The sequence below is a fragment of the bacterium genome, assembly GCA_030685015.1.
In the GTDB taxonomy this organism is placed as follows: domain Bacteria; phylum CAIWAD01; class CAIWAD01; order CAIWAD01; family CAIWAD01; genus CAIWAD01.
Genome location: JAUXWS010000013.1, coordinates 56,578 through 74,935 on the forward strand (window position 1 = coordinate 56,578; position 18,358 = coordinate 74,935).

The window sequence follows — 18,358 nt, forward strand, 5'->3', positions numbered from 1 at the left end:
TCCCGTTACCGCGCCCTTTCTCGCCCAAGGAGGAAGGTCCATGTCTCTTGGTCGTCTCCTGACCCGCCCGGCCGCGCGCGCGGCCGGACTGCTGCTGCTTGCCGCCTCCACCGCCGGCGCCGCCCTGCTCCAGGGCGAGGTGCTGGACGAGCGGGGCCTGCCCCTGGAGGGCGTCCACGTCCAGGTGGTGGGCTGGCGCGCCGGCGCCGCCACCGACGCCCGCGGTCGTTTCACCCTCAAGCTGCCCGACGACGAGACCCGGCGCCTGCGGGTCACGCACCTGGGCTATGCCTCGCTGGAACTGGACGCGGCCGCCGGTGCACCGCTCGCCCTGCGCCTGGCGCCCAGCCTGCTCGAGGGCCGCCCCGTCACGGTGACGGCCACCCGCGCCGGGGAGGGCACCCTGCCCGTCACGCACACCAACCTGGGTCGCGCCGACCTGGAGCTGGCCCACCACGGCCAGGATCTCAGCCGCCTGCTGGACGGAACGCCCTCCCTCACCACCATGAGCTACTCCGGCACGGCCATCGGCTACAACGAGATCCGCTTGCGCGGGTTCGACCAGAAGCGGATCGAGGTGCTGGTCAACGGCGTGCCCATCAACGACCCCGAGGACCACTACGTCTACTGGGTGGACCTGCCCGACCTGGGGCGCAGCCTGCGCGACGCCCAGATCCAGCGCGGCACGGGCACGGGCCTCTTCGGGGGCAGCAACTTCGGCGGCAGCATCAATCTCCTGACTGATCTGGCGGACGAGCCCGGACTTCGCCTGGAGACGGCGCGGGGCAGTTTCGACACCTGGCGTCACAGCCTGGGCTGGTCCAGCGGCCTGGTGGATGGCACCTGGCAGATGGAGGCCCGCTGGAGCCAGGTGGCCACGGCCGGTTGGCGCGACGCCACGGCCGTGGAGACCTGGGGCGCTTTCTTCTCCGCCCGCCGCTTCCTGCCGGGCGGCGCCCTGCGCCTGACCCACTACACCGGCCACGAGCTGACCCACACGGCATGGGACGGCGTGGACCTCGCCACGCTGCGCGGCCTGCACGGCCGGGCGCGGGACCGCACCCAGAACAACGACGCGGCCTACGCCAACAGCATCGATGATTTCCGCCAGCCGCACAGCGAGGCGCAGCTTCTCTTCACGCTGCCCGACGGGTCGGAGCTGGACGCCACCTTGTATCACGTGGACGGCAGCGGCTTCTACGAGACCTACAAGACCGGGCGCGACCCCGGCGACTATGGCCTGCCCGTGCCGGACGAGGGCGTGGTGGATGTGGTCAACCGCCGCTGGATCGACAAGCGCCAGAGCGGCCTGACCGCCGTCAACCGGCGCGCGGCCTGGGGCGGCACCCTGACCCTGGGCCTGAACGGCTACACCTACGACGCCGAGCATTTCGGCCGCGTCATCTGGGCCAGCCCCCTGCCGGCCGGCCAGTCCCCCCAGGGCCGCTACTACACGCATCAGAGCGCCAAGGAGAAGGCGGGGCTGGTGGCGGGGCTGGTCCTGCCCGTGGGAAGTGACCTCTCCCTGTCGGCCTCCCTCTCCGCCCAGCACACGCGCTATGCCCTCCGCCAGCGCGCCGACGGGGCCTTCCAGGGATCCCTGCTCAACCGCTTCGAGGACACGCGTTTCTTCGTCAATCCCGCCCTCGGTCTGGGCTGGCAGCTGAGCGAGGGTCTGCGCCTGAGCGCCGGCCTCTCCGCCGCCGCCCGCGAACCCAGCCGCAACGAGTACTGGAACGCCTGGGAGGGTCCTGACGACCTGGGCCGGCGCCCGCTCTTCGCCCGCGCCGACACCATGGCCGACGGCAGCCTGCGCTGGCACGACCCCCTGGTCAAGCCGGAGCGCATGCTGGACGTGGAGGTGGGCGGCGAATGGCGGGGGCGGCGACACCAGCTGGCCCTGAACTTCTACTGGCTGGAGATGCGCGACGAGATCGTCGCTTACGGCGGCATGGACGAGGAGAGCCCCGTGCGCGGCAACGCCCCGCGCAGCCATCATGCCGGCCTCGAGCTGGAGGGCCGCCTGCGCCCGGGCCGCGCCCTCGAATCCGGCGGCAACCTCACGCTCAGCCGCGGCCGCATCGACGAGCTGGTCCTGCACGAGACACGTTATGGAGCCGACTGGTCCAGCGAGGTGGTGCGGCGCGACATGGCGGGCAACCCCGCCGCCCTCAGCCCGGCCATCCTGGCCAACGCCTGGCTGGAGTGGCGGCCCCTGGCCGGCCTGGTCCTGAGGCCGCGCCTGCAACACGTGGGACGCCAGTACCTGGACACCTCCGGCGACGACGAGTTCAGCGCCCTTCATCCGGATCTGATCGATCCGCGCTATCTCGACGGGGCCGGCAGGCTGCGCCACTCCAAGACGCTGCCCTCCCGCACGACGATGGGCCTGGACGCCCGCTTCGCCCTGGCGCCCTGGACCGGCCTCGACCTGGCCCTCACCCTCCAGGTGGAGAACCTGCTGGATCGCGACCACGAGACGGCGGGCTACTGGAATGACTGGGTGGACAGCAACGGCGACGGCCTCTACGAACCCCAGCCCTGCCTCTACCCCGCAGCCGGGCGCAACTGGCTGCTGGGCGTGCGCCTGGGCATCTGACCGCGCGGGACAGCGGCAGGAGCCGTCCGTGTCCCCCCGGACGGCCGGCACACCGTCGCTGGCCCCGTCAAAAAGCGCAGGCGGCCCAGACTGGGATGTCTGAACCGCCTGCAAACACACAGCAAAAAGAGGGGTCGTTCACAAGGAATGGGAGAGTCCCTGTCCGGCCAGGGCCCGATCCACCGTGCGGATCAGCTCCTCCATTCCGAAAGGCTTGGGCAGGAAGGCCACCGCGCCCTGCTTCAAGGCCTGGTCCTCCTGCCAGATTCCCGTGTAGCCGGTGGTGAGGATGACGGGGATCTTCAGATGCCGCTTATGCAGCACCTTCAGCAAGCCCATCCCGTTCAACCTCGGCATCTGGATGTCGCTGAGAATCAACTGGAACCGTTCCCGTTCCAGGCGATTCAGCCCGCTCATCCCGTCGGGGGCTTGGCAGACGACGTAACCGCAGCTGGCCAGCATGTCGGCGACGATCTCGCCCAACTCGCGGTTGTCCTCCAGCAGGAGGATCTTGGTCAGCTGCCGGCCGATGCTGCGCGCCTGCGGATGCACCAGGTTGACGAAGCTGTTGAGGGTTTCCTGGGGAAAGACCCGATCCAGCGTCGGCAAGCTGTCCAGCTCCGCGGCCGCTTCCTGCCCAAAGAACACTTCCGCCAACTCCAGCAACTGGTCCAGACGCGGCTCCACCGCGCCCTCCCGCCACGTGTAGTGCAGGAAGTTGACCGAATATAGCAAGGCGAAGCTGTGGAGGAAACCGTCGGCCGGTTCGAAGCGGATGGTGGCGGTGGCCGGCCCCGCCTGATAATCCAGGACCGTCTCGCCGCCTCCCAGCCGACGCATCAGGGTGGAGGCCAGCGCCGCGCCGAAGAGGGCGAGATCGGAGATGGTGCCAGTGGAGTCATGTTGCAGTTGAAGGGTGGCGTGACAGGCCTCCACCTCGTCGGCCAGCCCGGACAGGGCCGGAGAAGGGAGATCCCCGGTCCAGCGCAATCCGCGGAAATGGGTCAGCGCCGAAGCGACGAAAGCTGGATCGGGCTTCAGGCCGGCCTGGAAGGTCAGCTCGAGGCCGTTGCAGCCGATGCCGTCCGGCGGCAGGCCGCGGATGGCTTCAAACATGGAGGAATGTCCTTTTCACCTGGAGCTGATCGACCAGTGGCGGCCCGAACTTAAGCCCGGCAGGCGGCGTGGGTTCCCCCTTGGCCGGCAGACCGGCCAAGTCCTTGATTTGCGGCATGATGGCCCATCCTCTACTTTGGATCGACAACGCGAGGCTTTTCCATGTATGCCTTCTCGAACCTCCGGGTGGTGGATCACCCCCTGGCCCAGCACTACCTGTCCCTGCTGCGTGACCGGGGCACGCCACCGGAACAATTCGCCAAGTGCGTCGAGCAGCTGGCCGCCCTCCTCGTGCCCGAGGTGACGAGGGATCTGGAGACCCGCGAGCACGCCGTCGCCACGCCGCTGGAGGACTGCCTGACCCGGCGCCTGGCCCACCCCATCGTGCTGGTGCCCATCCTGCGGGCCGGCCTGGGCATGGTGCCGGGCTTCAAACAGCTCGTGCCCGACGCCATGGTCGCCCATCTGGGCCTGTATCGCGACGAGGTCAGCCTGGAGCCGGTCGTCTACTACAAAAAGCTGCCCCAGGACCTGCGCGGCCGCGACCTGATCGTGCTGGATCCCATGCTGGCCACGGGCGGCACGGCCAGCGCCGCCCTCAGCTATTTGAAGGAGAGGCGGCCCCGCAGCATCCGCATGGCGGGCCTGCTGGCGGCGCCGGAGGGTGTGGGGCACCTGCTGCGCACACACCCCGACGTGCCCCTCGTCGTGGTCGCCCTCGATCGCGAACTCAACGGGCGCGGCTACATCCTGCCCGGCCTGGGAGACGCGGGGGACCGCATGTTCGGGACGGAATTCTGACGCACTCCCGGGTACAGCCATGGACAAGCTCAGGTGGTGAGGAATGGAGCCCGCCAGTGAACGGTGCGTCGGACCGTTGAGCCGGGGGAGGGCCATGCATTCCACCGCAGACTGCGCCAACGGCATGGCCAATAAGATTGGCCTGTTCCCAGCCGCCGCCCTCATCGGGCTGGTTCTGCTCCTGGCCAGGCCCGCCGCCGGAGCCTGCGCGCCCGACACCTTCGCTGTCTCACGCATCAACCGCGCCATTGAGGCCTGCATTGTCCAGGACTGGTCGACCGCCCTGCTCGACCTCAACCGCCTGGTGCGCGAGGAGGGCTGGCATCCCGCCCCCTGGTTCTACCGCGCCACCGTCTTCAGTTATCGCATGACGGACGAGGAGAGCTTCCGCTGGGAGGGCGCTTTCCTGGCCGATCTGGACTCCGCCCAGGCCCGCATCGAGCGGCTGCGCTCCCGCGGCGACCTCCGCGTCCCCGCCCACAGCCTGCGCTACCTGGAGGGCAGCGTGGCGGCCTGGCGGGCCTACCATGCCGGCCGGCGCGAGGAGTGGACCACCGCCCTCCAACAGGGCCTGCGCGCCTCCCGCCTCTGGGAGCACCTGCTGGCGGACTGCCCGGGCTGGGCCGACCTCGAGCTGGGCATCGGCAACCTGCGCTTCTGGACCAGCGTCAAGTTGCGGCGTCTCAACTGGCTCCCCTTCCTCAAGGACCGCCGCCAGGAGGGTCTGGCCATGGTGGAGCACGCCCGCCGCGCCGGCCGCTTCAGCCCCTGGCTGCCGGCGGCCAACCTCTGCTGGATCTACCTCGAGCTGGGGCGGCCGGACAGCACCATCTCCATCTGCCGGCAGGCCCTGGACCGCTTCCCCGACAGCCGCCTCTTCCTCTTCCCCTGGGCCGAGGCCCTGGAGGCGGCGGGCCGGCCGGCGGAGGCGGACCAGGTCTACCGTCGGCTGCTGGGCAGCCTGCGGGCGGACAGCTGGCCGCAGCGGGTCAACCAGGTGATCGTGCTGGAGAAGCGAAGCGCGCTGGCCATGGGCCAAGGCGACCGCGACTCGGCGCGCCGGCTGGCCAGGGAAGCGCTGGCCCTGCCGCTGGATCGTAGCGAGCAGAAGCGTCTCGCCGAGCGTCTGGCCCGGTTGCGCCGCCGCGCGGGCTGATTCCCGGACCCAATTCAGTTCAGCACCTGAACTGTCGATAAGGGTTCCCATCGGGATGCGGGGGCATCCCTGACATCGGCAACCCAACATGGAACAGCGCAATGAGCCTGGACAAGCCCGCACCGACCGGCCGCTTCGTGACCTTCCCCACCGACGAGATCATCGTCACCAAGACGGACACCCGTGGACGCATCACCTATGCCAACGCCCTCTTCGTGGAGGTGTCGGGCTACGCCCCGCAGGACCTGCTTGGAGCGGCGCACAGCATTGTGAGGCACCCGGCCATGCCCCGCTGCGTCTTCAAGCTTCTTTGGGAGACGGTCCAGGCAGGCGAGGAGTTCTTCGGCTACGTGCTCAACATGAACCGACAAGGGGACGGCTACTGGGTGTTGGCCCACGTGACGCCCAGTTATGACGCCGCCGGCGCCTGTGTCGGTTACCACTCCAATCGGCGCTCACCCCACGCCGACGGGGTGGAGGCCGCCACCCGGCTCTACCGCGACCTCCTGGCGGAGGAGAAAGGGCACAGCAACCCCACGGCCGGCCTGGCGGCGGGCATGGCGCTCCTGGAAAGAACCATGGCCCAGCGCGGCCAGGACTACGGACAGTTCGCCTTCTCCCTGTCGAAGCAGACAAGCCTGGACAACCTCCACCCCTAAGCCGGAACCCTCACCCATGGACACGATCCTTCTCGACAGACAGCTGGAAGCCCAAATCGGGCCGGTCATCACCATCTGCGATCGGGCCGCCACCGGTGATTTGGAGGCCCGCATCGACACCGTCGAGCTGGACGAGCGGCTGGCGCCCCTCGGGCTGGCCATCAACCGGCTCCTCGACGTCCTGGACGCTTATGTGCGAGAGTCCTCGGCCATGATGGCCTCGTGCAGCCGGGACCGCTACCATCGACCCATCCTGTTGCGGGGCCTGCGCGGCAGCTTCCTGCGGGGCGCCACCACCATCAACGCCGCCGGCCGGCAGATGCGAGAGAACAAGGCGCAGATCGACATGGTCGCGGAGCTTGCCAGGGAGAACACGGACAACATCATGACCGTGGCCACGGCCGTGGAGGAGCTGGGCGTCACCACCGCCGCCATTTCGGACCAGACCGGCAACGCTGCGCGCATCGCCCGCGAGACGGCCCATTCCAGCAGCGAGACGGCCCGATCGGTCGAGCCGCTCACCCAGGCGGTGGGTCGGGTCAACAAGATCGTCAATCTGATCAGCCGGGTGGCTTCCCAGACGAACCTGCTGGCGCTCAACGCAACCATCGAAGCGGCGCGGGCCGGCCACCATGGCAAGGGCTTCGCCGTGGTCGCCAACGAGGTGAAGGAGCTGTCCCGCAGCACGGCCGAGGCCACCCAGGAGATCCGGCGGGAGGTGGGCCAGATGCAGACGATGATGGATGAGGTGGTGCGTCACATCGTAGGAATCCACGCCTCGCTCACTCGCGTGGAACAGAGCACGGGGGAGATTGCCCACGCGGTGGAGGAGCAGGTCAAGGCCACGCACGAGATCAGCAGCAGCATCTCCGTCGTGTCGCGCAACACCGGCATGGTTTCGGAGCGCATCGCCGGCCGCGTGGCGCCGTAGCCGCCGACGCGGGCGATGGCGGGGTCCCCGCCATCACTCCACGATGAGCTTGCCCGTCGCCTCCACCGTGGCGGCCCGTTGCCGCCGCACCACATACTGGCCCTGCCCGTCGATGAGGCTGTAGGTGAACTCGGGCAGGCGCAGGGCCAGCCGGTATAGGTAGATGCCGCGGGCCAGGGCCTCGCCCCGATCGTTCCTCGGCCGCCACTCCTCCGACCAGAGAAAGCCCCCCTGCCCGGCCAGGGCCAGGCGCTCGCGGGCCACCCGCCGTCCCTTGACCGTGTAGACCTGCAGCTCGCAATCAGGCAGCGAGGTGGGCTGGGCGCCCAGCAGGTGGAAGGTGAAGCGGGTCCGCTCACCCACCGGATTGGGGAAGTTGACCACCTCGGCCAGGCGCGGCGCCGCGTCGTCCACCACGCGGAAGGTGGTCTCGGCGTAGCCCGGGTTGTTGTAGTTGTCGAAGGCGCGGGCCCGCAGCCCATGCTCGCCGGGATCGAGGCGGGGCAGGTCGAGGCGCGCCTCGCCCGTCGTCCAGCTGCCGCGGTCGTACTCGAAGGTGGAGGTGAGGTCCCGCGGCATGCCGCCGTCGATCTCGACCTCCAGGCGGTGGCCGATCTCGCCGGTCAGGTTGATGCCGCTGCTGTCGCTGACCTGGAGCACGATGCGCGAGTTGGGGGCCACCCAGTCGTCGGGCCGCCACTGGGGTCCGTTGAGGAAGAGGCGCAGGCGGGGCGGCTCGGCGTCCGTGCCGGGGCTGGGATTGCGCGTGAAGGGCGGGTCCAGGTAGACAAGCCCGTCGTCGACTTCCCCCCCCTCCGTCCTTCCCTCGTAGTAGAAGCGCAAGCGGCCGCGGGCGCCTTCCAGGATGTCCCCCGGCACCATGAAGCGTACGCTGGCCCGGCCGGCGGCCAGGTCCACGCTGCCGGAGTAAAGCAAGGGACCGGGGCTCTCGTAGTCCAGGCTGATGCCGTGATAGAAGGTGCCCGAGGTGTAGGGGTCGTAGTCGTGGCGCCGCGGGACGGGCGCCTGCCGCGCCGAGACGGTCACCACGCCGTCGCGCACCGGCGCGTGGCCCTCGCCGCTGGTGGCGATCTCAACCCCCGCCAGGCCGTGGCTGAGCAGCGTGTCCACGGCGACACCCCCGCTGCTCAGGCCCAACACCTCCCCGCCACCCCCGGGAAAGCCCGGTGGCAGGCTGGGATCCCCCAGCCAGATGTACTTGCGCCGGTTGCTGTCGTAGGAGATGTTCTTGGCCAGGCGCACCGCCTCGCCCATGGCGGGCGGGCGGCCGCTCGCCTCATCGCGCGAGAAGAAGATGGTGAGGAGGTCGTCCACGAAGTTGTTGTTGCTGAATCCGCCCGTCTTGCGCGTGGCGGCCAGCACGCCGATCGCCCCCCCCCCCGCCATGTTGATCAGCTGCTGGGGAAAGGCCTCGCCGATGGGGAGGTCCACCTCCGCCCACGAGCAGGTGGCGGCGATGTAGGCGGCGGGCCGGCCATTGGCCTGCAGCAGCGGGTAGTGGCGCGCCGCGTTGAAGACGTACTCGTGGGTCCAGGTCGTGTTGTTGCCGTGACCCAGGAAGTTGACCAGGGCCACGCCCTCGTTGAGGGCCGCCACCAGGCGCGCCTCGGCCAGGGGTTTCTGGTTGACCCGGATCGAGGGGTTGTAGACGCTGGGGTACTCGAAGAGGTAGAGGCGCTCCACCTCGTGGGCATCGGGCACGCGGTTGCGGATCAGCTCCTCCGTGTCCTGGCTGTGCGACATCTCGAAACTGTTGACCTGGTCGCCTTCGCCGTGCTCGTCGTCCCCCACGAAGAGCAGGCGGTTGCGCCAGGGGCCGCGGGCGGTCCCATCCGTGTAGGCGGCCAGTTTGGCCGTGTAGGCCGCCACCTCGGTGGCGCTGTTGGCGGGCAGGCGGCCCAGGCTCATCTCCAGGCGGCCGGGCGTGGCGAGCTGGACGAACCAGTCGTCGATCATGGCGTCGGCGTCCGAGGTGCTGGTGCTGTAGAGGTACCAGGCCGGCATGCGTGACGGATACCCGCCCGCCACCAGGCCGCGGTAGTCGTAGTGGCCGTTGCCCACCAGCAGGACGTGGCCGGCCGGGTCGGGGGCATGCAGCCATTCGTGCCGCAGGAAATTGCGCACGGCCCCCGGATCCACCACCCCGCAGTTGAATTCGGCGTAGATGTCCTCCAGCACGGCCAGACGCGCCGTCATGCCGGCGGCCCTGCGCACGGCCGCCAGCTCGGCGGCGGCATCGGCGAAGGCGGCGGGGGCGATCACGATCAGCTCGGCGCTGCCCGCCTCCCGCTTGAGGTCGGGCATGGTCGCCAGGCTGGCCCCGACCGGCGTGCGCAGGGCGGCATCGGTGGCGCCGAAATAGCGCCGGGCCCGACCGGCCGGCCCCCCGCCCACCGCCGGCACGCGGTCGGTCAGGAGGGCCTGGCGGGAGACGCGCAGGGAGTCGAAATCGGTCACGTCCACCACATAGAAGGAGGCGGGCGCCTGCTGGATCTGCACCTGATAGCTGCCCGCCACGGGCGGCAACTCAAAGGCCAACTGGCCGTCGATGAAGCGGGCGGGCGCCTCGAAGCTGGGCATCAGCCAGTTGAGGTGGATGGGCAGGCCCGTGTCGCTCAGCCGCTCCAGCGTGATGCGCAATTGGTCCCCGCCCAGGTTGAGGGTCGCCTCCAGCTGGGTGCTGTGCGGCCGCCCGCTGAGGGGGTAGACCTGTCCGTTGATTTCGAAGCGCAGGCTGTCCTGCTGCATGAAGAGGTCGGGGTAGAAGTCGTACTCCAGGCGCAGGGCGGTGGGCCCGCCCAGGGGGGCGGGGAAGGTGTAGGTGGCCCGCGTCCCGGCGCGGAAGAGGTCGCCCACGCAGGCCAGGGCCGAGGTCTCGCCATAGGTCTTGTGCTCGTTGAGCAGGCCCCGCCAGCGGACGGCCGACAGCGGGAAGGGGGTCGCGCCCGAGGGATCGGCGATGGGGGCCATCTCCCGGCCCGGGATGCCGCCGCCCACCAGCAGCCAGTAGACGTTGATGTCGCTGTAGGGGTGGTCGCGCAATCCGATCGTTCCCACCGCCGTGGGCCGCAGAAGGGCGGTGCCTTGTCCGTGGAAGATGAGGCGCTCGCCGTTTTCGAAGGAGGCGTCGCCGTCGTGCTCGCGCAGCAGGGGGATCTCCCGCGGTCTGAATTCGCTGTTGCGGGCGGCGCCGGGCGCGTCGTCGATGTGGCCGCCGCTGTAGCTGTAGAGCTTCATCGCCCGCGGGTCCAGCTGGGCCGGGGCCAGGCCCAGCTGGGTGAGCAGGGCGGGCGTCACCTGGTAGAGGCCCTCCTGGGTGACGGGGAGACGCACCCAATGCGTGCCGTCCCACAGCGGGCTGTCCATCCGGCCCGCCATGCGGGGACGGGCCCAGCCCGCCGCCTGCCCCGGATTGAGCAGGCAGCTCGCCAGCTCCAGGGCCGAGAGACGGCTGGTGAATCCGCCCGATCCCCCGATGAAGTCCACCCGCAGGCGCAGCTCCTCCACCAGGGCGGCGGCAGCGCCGCCATCCCGCACCAGATCCGCCACGATGCTGAGCACGCGCAGATCCCCCCACTCCTCCACCTGCCAGGCCACCACCGGCTCCGGGTTGGCGCCGCTCAGGCCCGTGTCCGGCAAGGGACCGGGGCAGGCGCGGGTGGCGAGGCCCAGCACCGTCACCTCGACCTGGGAGCCGGGGGGAAGGGCCACCTGCAGGCGGCGGCGCGGGCGATCGGGGTCGCTGCAATGGGCGGCCCGCGCCAGCTGTCCGCCCGTGGAAAGGGGCAGCAGGCTCCAGCGTGGACGCAGCACCGCCTCCAGGCCGCGCTCGTCCAGGCGTGTCACGTCAAGGTCGTCCTGGAGCGCGGCCGTCGACGGCGCGGCGAAACCCGCGGCGGCGGCCAGCAGGACGAGGAGGATGGACAGGAGGAGGACCGGCACGCGGCGCGGTCCAGCGGGCGGAAGGTTGAGTGTGGGCATGCGCCGCTCCAGTCTGGAATGGATTCCCGGTGTGCCTGCCCTTCCACCTGGTCGGGGCGCGCGGGGCGCTTTGGGTGGATGGGTCTGTCAGCCCGTCGGGCATCAAGTGGGAGCCAGGGACGATGGCACCTCTTCAGAATTGCAGGCGGGCGAACACCGGACGGTGGTCGGAGCCGGCCAATTGCGGCACGCGCGCCTCCAGGCTGCGCACCTTCCGTGAATGAAAGATATGGTCGATTTTCACATCAAGCCCCTCCCGCACCTGGAAAGTGCCTTGACTCCAGCGGGTGAAGGGAAAGGCGTCCAGGTAACGGCCGCGCAGCAGGCGCCAGGCGGCGGAAAGGGGGAAGGTGTTGAAGTCCCCGGCCAGCACCAGCGCCTGGCTGCGCAGGGAATCCACCCTTGCCAGCAGATCCTCGCATTGCAACGTGCGCAGGTTCTCCCCCATCATCTCGCTCCCCATCATGGCCCGCTTGCCGTTGAGATGGATGTCCGAATTGGGCATGTGCACAAGGCCCACGTGCAGCGGCCGGCCCTCCACCTCGACCAGGGCCAGCCCCAGGATGCGCCCCTCGCCGTGCGGCAGCAGCGGCCACTCGCCGTGCCCCCGGATGGGATGGCGCGAATAGAGGGCCATGCCCTGGCCGTAGGAGCGGGTGCGGGAATGGTCGTAGCTGAAGAGCGCCTCGTGCTCGTAGCCCATGGCGCGCAGCCGCTGGCGGACCGGTGCTCCGGCCCGGGCGACGGGAAACTCCTGCAGACAGACCAGATCCGCGTCCAGGGCGAGCAAGCCATCCAGGATGAGGTCGGTCGTGTTCTCGCCCGACTCCGAGTTCAAGCCATGCACGTTCCAGCTCACCAGCGTGAACTCGGTGGCGCCGGCGGGCCGCGTCGGGGGGAAGAGCCAGAGCAAGCCCCAGCCAAGCAGGGACAGCAGCGTGATCCAGATGATGAAGGAGATGGTCCGGCGCATCAGAACACGATCTCTCCCTTGACCCGTCCCCGACCCCGCACGCCGTCCAGGAAGACCGTGTCGGCGGCCTCTCCCTCCCATGCCACCCCGTCCCAGGCCACGCAGCGGCGGGCCGTCTCCGGCAGCCGGCTGTCCCGCCCCACGCTCAGAAGCCGGGCCGCGTCCCAGTCGGCGCCCAGGTCCAATCTGTCCAGCAGGCGGCGGTAGGCCGGGTTCTCCCACAGCTCGTGGTGGAGATCAAGGTAGCGTGCCAGGTGGCCCAGGTCCACCCAGAGCCCCGGCCTGCCCGCCACGGCCAGCGGCAGCGTGCGCGGCGGCCGGTCCTGGGCGATCTCGCGCCGGAGGAAGGGGATGAGGTCCGCCTCCCGCCAGGCGGCCAACCGCTCCCGCGCCTCCCCGCTCCAGACGTGGACGCCGGTGAAGCCGTGCGTGCTGCGGGCCGCGTCGCGCAGACCCCGCACCACACCGTCCACCACCTCCAGCACCAGGGGCCGCCCCCCCGTGGCCAGCGCCAGCCCGCCCTCGTCCAGCCGCGCCGATTCCAGCAGACGGGCCAGGTCGCCATCGTGCAGCACGTCGCCGTTCTGCACCAGAAGCGGTCCGGGGGGCAGTTCGCGCGCCATGCGGGCCAGGCCGCCGCCCACGCCCAGCAGGACGGGTTCCTCGAAGAAGCGCAGGCGCAGGCCGGGGCGGCGGAGCTGCCGCTCCTCCAGCCAGCGGCGCAGAAGCTCCGGCAAATGGTGGCCGTTGACCGCGGCCAGCCGGCAGCCGGCCTGCTCCAGCTGCCGCAGCCCGAACTCCAGCAGCGGGATGCCGTGAAGGGGCACCAGGGGCTTGGGTCGCACCAGGGTTAGGGGCCGCAGGCGCATGCCCAGTCCGGCGGCCAGCAGGATGCCGATGGGCTCAGTCACGGCATGGCCCACTGGAGTGCGACTGTCGCCTCACCGGGCGCCCTCCATGCCGGCGGCTGTCCGTCCTGCCGCCACCTCCGGTCTCCCATGCGTTCCTCACCTGATCTTCAACGAGAGCAGGCCGAGGAAGCCCAGGATGAGCGCCACGATCCAGAAGCGGATGACGACCTTGGTCTCCGCCACGCCGCGGTGCTCGAAGGCGTGGTGGATGGGCGCGCGGAAGAAGATGCGCCGGCCCAGCAGGCCGATGCCGATCTTCTCCTGGATCAGGACGCTGGCCCCCTCCAGCACGAAGACGCCCCCCACGATGAGGAAGAGCACCTCCTGGCGCAGCATGAGCATGACGGCGGCGAGCAGGCCGCCCAGGGCCATGCTGCCCGTGTCCCCCATGAAGACCTGCGCCGGGAAGAAGTTGTACCAGAGGAAGCCCAGCCCGGCCCCGATCACGGCGCCGCCCAGCACCGTCAACTCGCCCGCGCCGCGGATGGACTCGAAGTGGAGGTACTGGCTGAGCAGCTCGTTGCCCAGGACGTAGGCGAAGATGGCGTAGACCATGAAGGCGACCGCCGCCGGCACCACGGCCAGTCCGTCCATCCCGTCGGCGAAGTTGACGCTGTTGGAGACGCTGAGGAAGACGGCCACCACCCAGGGCACGGCCAGCCAGCCCAGGTCCAGCACCGGTCCTTTGATGAAGGGGAGCAGCAGTTGGCCACGCAAGGGCTCGGGCAGGGGCGAGGCGGCCGAGAAGAGCCAGAGGCCGAAAGCGACGGCGTAGATCCCCTGCAGGGCCAGCTTGGCCGGCTGGGAGAGGCCGTGGCGGCCGCTGCCGCCCTTCAGCTTGCCCCAGTCGTCCAGCAGGCCCACCGCCCCGAACCAGACGAGGGCGGAGAGCCCGGCCCAGGCGAAGGGGCTGGAGGGGCTGAGCCAGAGCAGGTAGCCGGCCAGGATGGCCAGGATCATCATGAGGCCGCCCATGGTGGGCGTGCCCCGCTTGTTGCTCACATCGATGACGCCGTAGTCCTCCACCAGGTCGCGGATGCGGCGGCGGTGGAGGAAAAGGATGACGCGGCGCCCGATGAGCAGACTGACCACGAAGGTGGTCATGGCCGCCATCACGGCGCGGAAGGTGAGGTAGTGGAAGAGGCGCAGGAAGCCGGGGCCGCCCAGCTCCTCGCGCAGGAGTTCCGCCAGCCAGATCAGCATGGTTCTTTCTCCCGGGGCTCGGCCAGGGCCCGCATCGCCTGCTTCAAGGGGAAACGCGGCCGGAAGTGCGTGCTGGTGAGCAGGAAGCCGTCCAGCTCGCCCTTGAGGTCCTCCAGGCGCAGCTCGCCCTGGCGCACCCGCCGCTCCAGGGCCAGGATGGCCGCTTCGCGCACCCGGCAGTTGGCGTGGCGGGCCAGAGGCAACAGCCATTCCCGCCAGCTCGCCGCCGGCAGGCAGGAGGCCCACCAATCGGCCACGGCCCGGGCCTCCTCGAAGTTGCCGCGGTCGCGGAAGCGCGCCATGGCCGCCTCCAACGCGGGATCGGGCGGGTCGTGCAGGACGGCCAGGCTGTGGATGGCCTCCACGCGGGCCTCCCAGTAAGGATCGGCCAGCGCCCGGCGCAGCGCGCGGATGGAGTCCGGCGTGGCGGGCAGGGCGGCGAAGGCCGTCATCAGGTTGCGCCGGATGAAGCCGTTCTGGTGGCGTCGCTCGCCCAGCAGCCGCGGCAGCAGGGCGGGCGGTGCGGCGTCCTCGGCCAGGTGGACGAGCAGGGGCAGGGCGGCGTCCAGCCGCAGGCGGGTGGCCAGCTTGATGCCGGCGTTGCGCTCCGCCCACTGCGGCGAGCAGAGGGCGGCCAGGCAGCGGTAGGCCACGTAGCGGCGGTCCGCCTCGTCCCGCAGGTCCTCCACCCGGGCGAGGAGCTGCTCCGTGCCCAGGCGCTCCAAGGAGCGGGGGGAGCCGTGGGCGCCGCCCGGCGCTGCCTCGGCCGGCAGGGGGCGTCCCGCCGCCACGTCCAGGGCGAGGGCGGCCATGCGCAGGCGGGCGTCGCCGCGGAAGCCGTGGGCCGCCGAGGCCATCTCCCGCCGGCGCGCCGGATCCTCCAGCAGGGCGCCGAGGGCCTCCACCAGCCGCTCCGGCCGGACCCCGGCCTCGATCCGCCCCTCCGCCAGCAGCGGCTCCTCAAGCAGCAGGGCGGCGGCGCCGGCCCGCTCGGCGCAGCGCGCGTTGGCGGTCTGGTGGTCGCCGGGCAGGCCCATCTTGGGGATGAGGAGAGCGGGACGGCCCATGGCCAGCAGCTCGAAAATGGCCCCCGCGCCGGCGCGGCAGCAGACGAGGTCGGCCGCGGCGTAGGCGAGCTGGATCTGGTCGAAGTAGGGCCGCGCATGGTAGGAGGGCGCCAGGGCGGGCCAGTCCGCCACGTCGCGCTCCAGGGCGGCCAGGGCGCGGGCATGCTCGGCGCCGGCGTCCCAGGCCGTGCCGGCCGACATGCCCGTCCCGTGCAGGACCTGCACGCCGCGGCGCAGCAGCTCCGGCAGGATGCGGTAAAGAGCGAGGTTGATCGCCCGCGCCCCCTGGGAGCCGCCAAAGATGAAGAGGACGGGGCGGGCCGGGTCCAGCCCCAGGACGCGGCAGGACTCCTCCCGGTCGGGCAGCTGCTCCAGCCCGGCGCGCACGGGGTAGCCCACGGTGAGGACACGGCAGCCGGGGAGGGCCTCCGCCGACTCGGCGAAGGTGAGGGCCACCACGTCGGCCAGCCGCCCGGCCAGGCGGTTCATGAGACCGACAGTGGCGTTCTGCTCGTGGATGAGGATGCCGCAGCGCAGCAGGCCCAGGCGGCGCAGCAGGGCCGCGGCGAAGACGGCGGGCGCGGCGGCGTAGCCGCCCGTGGCCACCAGGACCTGGGGCCGGAAGCGCAGCAGGTGCCAGGCGGCCTGCAGCACGCCCAGCTTGAGCCGGACCATGAAGGCGGGAAGCCGCCAGCTGCGCAGCCCAGGGAAGCCCATGGCCATGACGGGGCGGAAGGGCAGATCGAGCTGGCCGCCCTCGCGCAGGCCGGCCACGATGCGCTCCTCGGCGCGGCCGCGGGTGCCGATGTAGAGGCCGTGCCAGGCGGGATCGGCCAGCAGCACCTGGGCCACGGCCAGGGCCGGGTAGACGTGTCCGCCCGTGCCGCCGCCGGTGAAGGCCGCCCTGTTCACGCCCCCTCCCCGCGCAGCCGCTCCAGCCCGTCCCCCGCCACCCGGCGGGCGGCGGCCTCCGCCACCCGGCGCAGCTCCGGGCAGCCCTCGAAGGCCGGCTCCGCCAGCAGCTCGCGCAGATGGCCCAGGGCGGCGGGCACGTGCTGGAGGAACCACCACTTGCCCTTCACTTTGCTGAGCAGGCCGTAGGCGCCAAGCGCCTGCATCATGCGGTGGGCGGCCACCAGCGGGTAGAGCGCCAGGAAGTCCGCCGCCGGCTCGAGGCCGCGCTCCTGGCGCCGGCGGGCGTAGCCCTCCAGCAGACGACGGCGCAATCCGGCGTCCAGGCGCAGGTAGGGGTCGTTGATGAGGGAGGCCACGTCGTAGTGGGGCGGCCCCAGGCGCGCGCCCTGGAAGTCGATGAGGCGCCAGCGGCCCTCCTTGCGCAGCACGTTGGTGGACTGGAAGTCGCGGAAGAGCACGCCCCGGCGCGTGCCCGCCTCCACCCGGCGGGCCAGCTCGTCGCACTCGGCGTCCAGGGCGGCGCGGTCGAAGGGCAGGCCAAGCAGGCCCTCCAGGAAGCGCTGGCGGAAGTAGCCCGACTCCCAGACCGTCATCAGCTCGTGGTCGTAGGGCAGGGCGTGGACGCGTGTCGGGTCGAAGACCTCCTGCAAGCGGATCTGCAGGTCCAGCAGGATCTCCAGCACCTCGCCCAGCCAGCGCTCCACCTCGGGATGGTCGCGCCCGGCCTGCTCCACCAGGTCGAGGAGCAGCTCGTCGCCCAGGTCCTCCACCAGGTACCAGCCCTTGTCCAGGGCCGCGTGGATGAGGGCGGGCCCGTGGCCGCCCGCCGCCATGAGCAGGCCGCCCACGTACCAGAAGGAGTGGTTCTCGTTGAGGGGACCGCCGAAGGTCTGGGGATGGGGGTTCTGCACCAGGACCAGGCTCTCCGGCCTGTCCCCGTGGGGCCAGAGCCGGGTCATGACGCGGTCGCTGCCGCCGCCCGGCATGCGCCAGGCGCGGGGCTGTGCGTGGGGCAGGCCGGCCGCCGCCAGGCAGGCCGCGGGATCCGGCAGGGGGTCGGGCATGGTCATGGAAAAAGGTAGGGCTTTGGCGCGGGAAGGCCCGTGTCAACGCCGATTGAAAACTGACACACCTTCTACTCTTCTGCCCTGGAAAAGGGGCTGCTCAGCGAGCACCCTGCTGACCTGCATGGGGAATTTGTACTTCATCCGCACGCAAGATGACGGCGGTCTTCGAGAAGTGCATGGGTATGTACGTCAGCTCCACCCAGGTCAGCGGGGCAGCCAAGCTGCCAGGCGAGGAACTCACGGCCTGGCGAGAACGCCGGCTGGGGCGTGTCTGCGTCCAGCAAGAATTCCTGCGCCGTACACGTGTCGGCAGCCTGTTCTGCAACGAGGATGCCCTGCTGCGCCTGGGATCCGCTGTCCTGATGGAACTGGACACGCGCTGGTTCTCACAGTGGCAACGCTGCATCACCTGGGAGGACACAAGTACACCACTCGCGAAGGCCAGAAGCAGATTTCCGGAAAGATTTCCGGAAAAGATGTTGCGTGATCGAAATGATCAATTTCATTTTTATCTGCAAACTACTCGCGGTTTCAGTAGTCTTCCATGTCAAAGGTTCGGTGCGAGTAGATAAGCAATTGAGCCTCAACTCATTTCCCGATTACGCAGCAGTTTCAGCTACCGAAGTGGATGCTGATCAAGGTCAATGAGTTGACATGTCCCACCCCAGGCTGATCTTCGTGACGAATTCACGAAAGGAGCCCATCATGCCGTCCTCACTCAGTATCCAGTTTCAGAAGGGTCTCAGCCTGACTGACTTTCAACGCCTATATGGGTCCGTCGAACAGTGCCGAGCGGCGGTGTACCAACTGCGCTGGCCGACCGGGTTTTGCTGCCCGCGCTGTGGACTCGCCCATGGACATGTGCTGAAGACCCGGCCCTTGGTCCAATGCGCCCGTTGCCGGAAACAAAGCTCCCTGACCGCCAACTCCCTGTTCCACTGCACGAAGCTGCCCCTGC

General features: G+C 70.2%; 14 protein-coding genes. 6 read left to right on the plus strand and 8 right to left on the minus strand.

Features of this window, described 5'->3' with window-relative positions; all coding sequences use genetic code 11:
- Positions 1–40: 40 nt before the first annotated feature.
- Positions 41–2,599 (plus strand): TonB-dependent receptor, encoded by a 2,559-nt coding sequence (locus tag Q8O14_01265; GenBank protein MDP2359370.1) that lies wholly within the window; start codon positions 41–43, stop codon positions 2,597–2,599.
- A gap of 138 nt (positions 2,600–2,737) precedes the next feature.
- Here Q8O14_01265 and Q8O14_01270 read toward each other — a convergent pair whose 3' ends face one another.
- Both Q8O14_01270 and Q8O14_01275 read right to left on the minus strand, forming a co-directional pair.
- Positions 2,738–3,715, minus strand: a complete 978-nt coding sequence (locus Q8O14_01270; protein MDP2359371.1) for a response regulator — start codon at positions 3,713–3,715, stop codon at positions 2,738–2,740.
- Entirely contained in the window at positions 3,708–3,833 is a 126-nt protein-coding gene (locus Q8O14_01275; protein ID MDP2359372.1) for a hypothetical protein, read from the minus strand. The genes Q8O14_01270 and Q8O14_01275 overlap by 8 nt, the downstream gene beginning before the upstream one ends.
- Positions 3,834–3,877: 44 nt before the next feature.
- Here Q8O14_01275 and upp point away from each other — a divergent pair, with 44 nt between their 5' ends.
- The 4 genes from upp to Q8O14_01295 all read left to right on the plus strand — a co-directional run bounded on the left by upp (position 3,878) and on the right by Q8O14_01295 (position 7,262).
- The gene (gene upp, locus Q8O14_01280) at positions 3,878–4,516 is read left to right on the plus strand and encodes a uracil phosphoribosyltransferase (protein MDP2359373.1); all 639 of its coding nucleotides are present in this window, start codon (positions 3,878–3,880) and stop codon (positions 4,514–4,516) included.
- A gap of 94 nt (positions 4,517–4,610) precedes the next feature.
- Complete coding sequence (locus tag Q8O14_01285) at positions 4,611–5,672, plus strand: hypothetical protein (GenBank protein ID MDP2359374.1); 1,062 nt, start codon at positions 4,611–4,613, stop codon at positions 5,670–5,672.
- Between the two features lie 101 nt (positions 5,673–5,773).
- The gene (locus Q8O14_01290) at positions 5,774–6,331 is read left to right on the plus strand and encodes a PAS domain-containing protein (protein ID MDP2359375.1); all 558 of its coding nucleotides are present in this window, start codon (positions 5,774–5,776) and stop codon (positions 6,329–6,331) included.
- Positions 6,332–6,347: 16 nt separating this feature from the next.
- Positions 6,348–7,262, plus strand: a complete 915-nt coding sequence (locus Q8O14_01295) for a methyl-accepting chemotaxis protein (protein ID MDP2359376.1) — start codon at positions 6,348–6,350, stop codon at positions 7,260–7,262.
- Positions 7,263–7,295: 33 nt separating this feature from the next.
- Here Q8O14_01295 and Q8O14_01300 read toward each other — a convergent pair whose 3' ends face one another.
- From Q8O14_01300 to Q8O14_01325, 6 genes are all read right to left on the minus strand, one after another.
- On the minus strand, positions 7,296–11,264 hold the full coding sequence (locus tag Q8O14_01300) for a C25 family cysteine peptidase (GenBank protein MDP2359377.1): 3,969 nt from the start codon (positions 11,262–11,264) through the stop codon (positions 7,296–7,298).
- 133 nt (positions 11,265–11,397) lie between these two features.
- A complete protein-coding gene (locus Q8O14_01305) occupies positions 11,398–12,237 on the minus strand; it encodes an endonuclease/exonuclease/phosphatase family protein (protein MDP2359378.1) in 840 nt (279 codons plus the stop codon).
- Positions 12,237–13,148: an NTP transferase domain-containing protein gene (locus Q8O14_01310; GenBank protein MDP2359379.1), complete on the minus strand. Its 912-nt coding sequence runs from the start codon at positions 13,146–13,148 to the stop codon at positions 12,237–12,239. The genes Q8O14_01305 and Q8O14_01310 overlap by 1 nt, the downstream gene beginning before the upstream one ends.
- A 96-nt stretch (positions 13,149–13,244) precedes the next feature.
- Complete coding sequence (gene mraY, locus Q8O14_01315; protein MDP2359380.1) at positions 13,245–14,351, minus strand: phospho-N-acetylmuramoyl-pentapeptide-transferase; 1,107 nt, start codon at positions 14,349–14,351, stop codon at positions 13,245–13,247.
- Positions 14,345–16,330 (minus strand): glycosyltransferase, encoded by a 1,986-nt coding sequence (locus tag Q8O14_01320; GenBank protein MDP2359381.1) that lies wholly within the window; start codon positions 16,328–16,330, stop codon positions 14,345–14,347. Before Q8O14_01320 ends, mraY begins: the two co-directional genes overlap by 7 nt.
- On the minus strand, positions 16,327–17,403 hold the full coding sequence (locus Q8O14_01325) for a phosphotransferase (protein ID MDP2359382.1): 1,077 nt from the start codon (positions 17,401–17,403) through the stop codon (positions 16,327–16,329). Before Q8O14_01325 ends, Q8O14_01320 begins: the two co-directional genes overlap by 4 nt.
- 149 nt (positions 17,404–17,552) lie before the next feature.
- Here Q8O14_01325 and Q8O14_01330 point away from each other — a divergent pair, with 149 nt between their 5' ends.
- Positions 17,553–17,972: a hypothetical protein gene (locus Q8O14_01330; GenBank protein MDP2359383.1), complete on the plus strand. Its 420-nt coding sequence runs from the start codon at positions 17,553–17,555 to the stop codon at positions 17,970–17,972.
- Positions 17,973–18,358 lie beyond the last annotated feature (386 nt).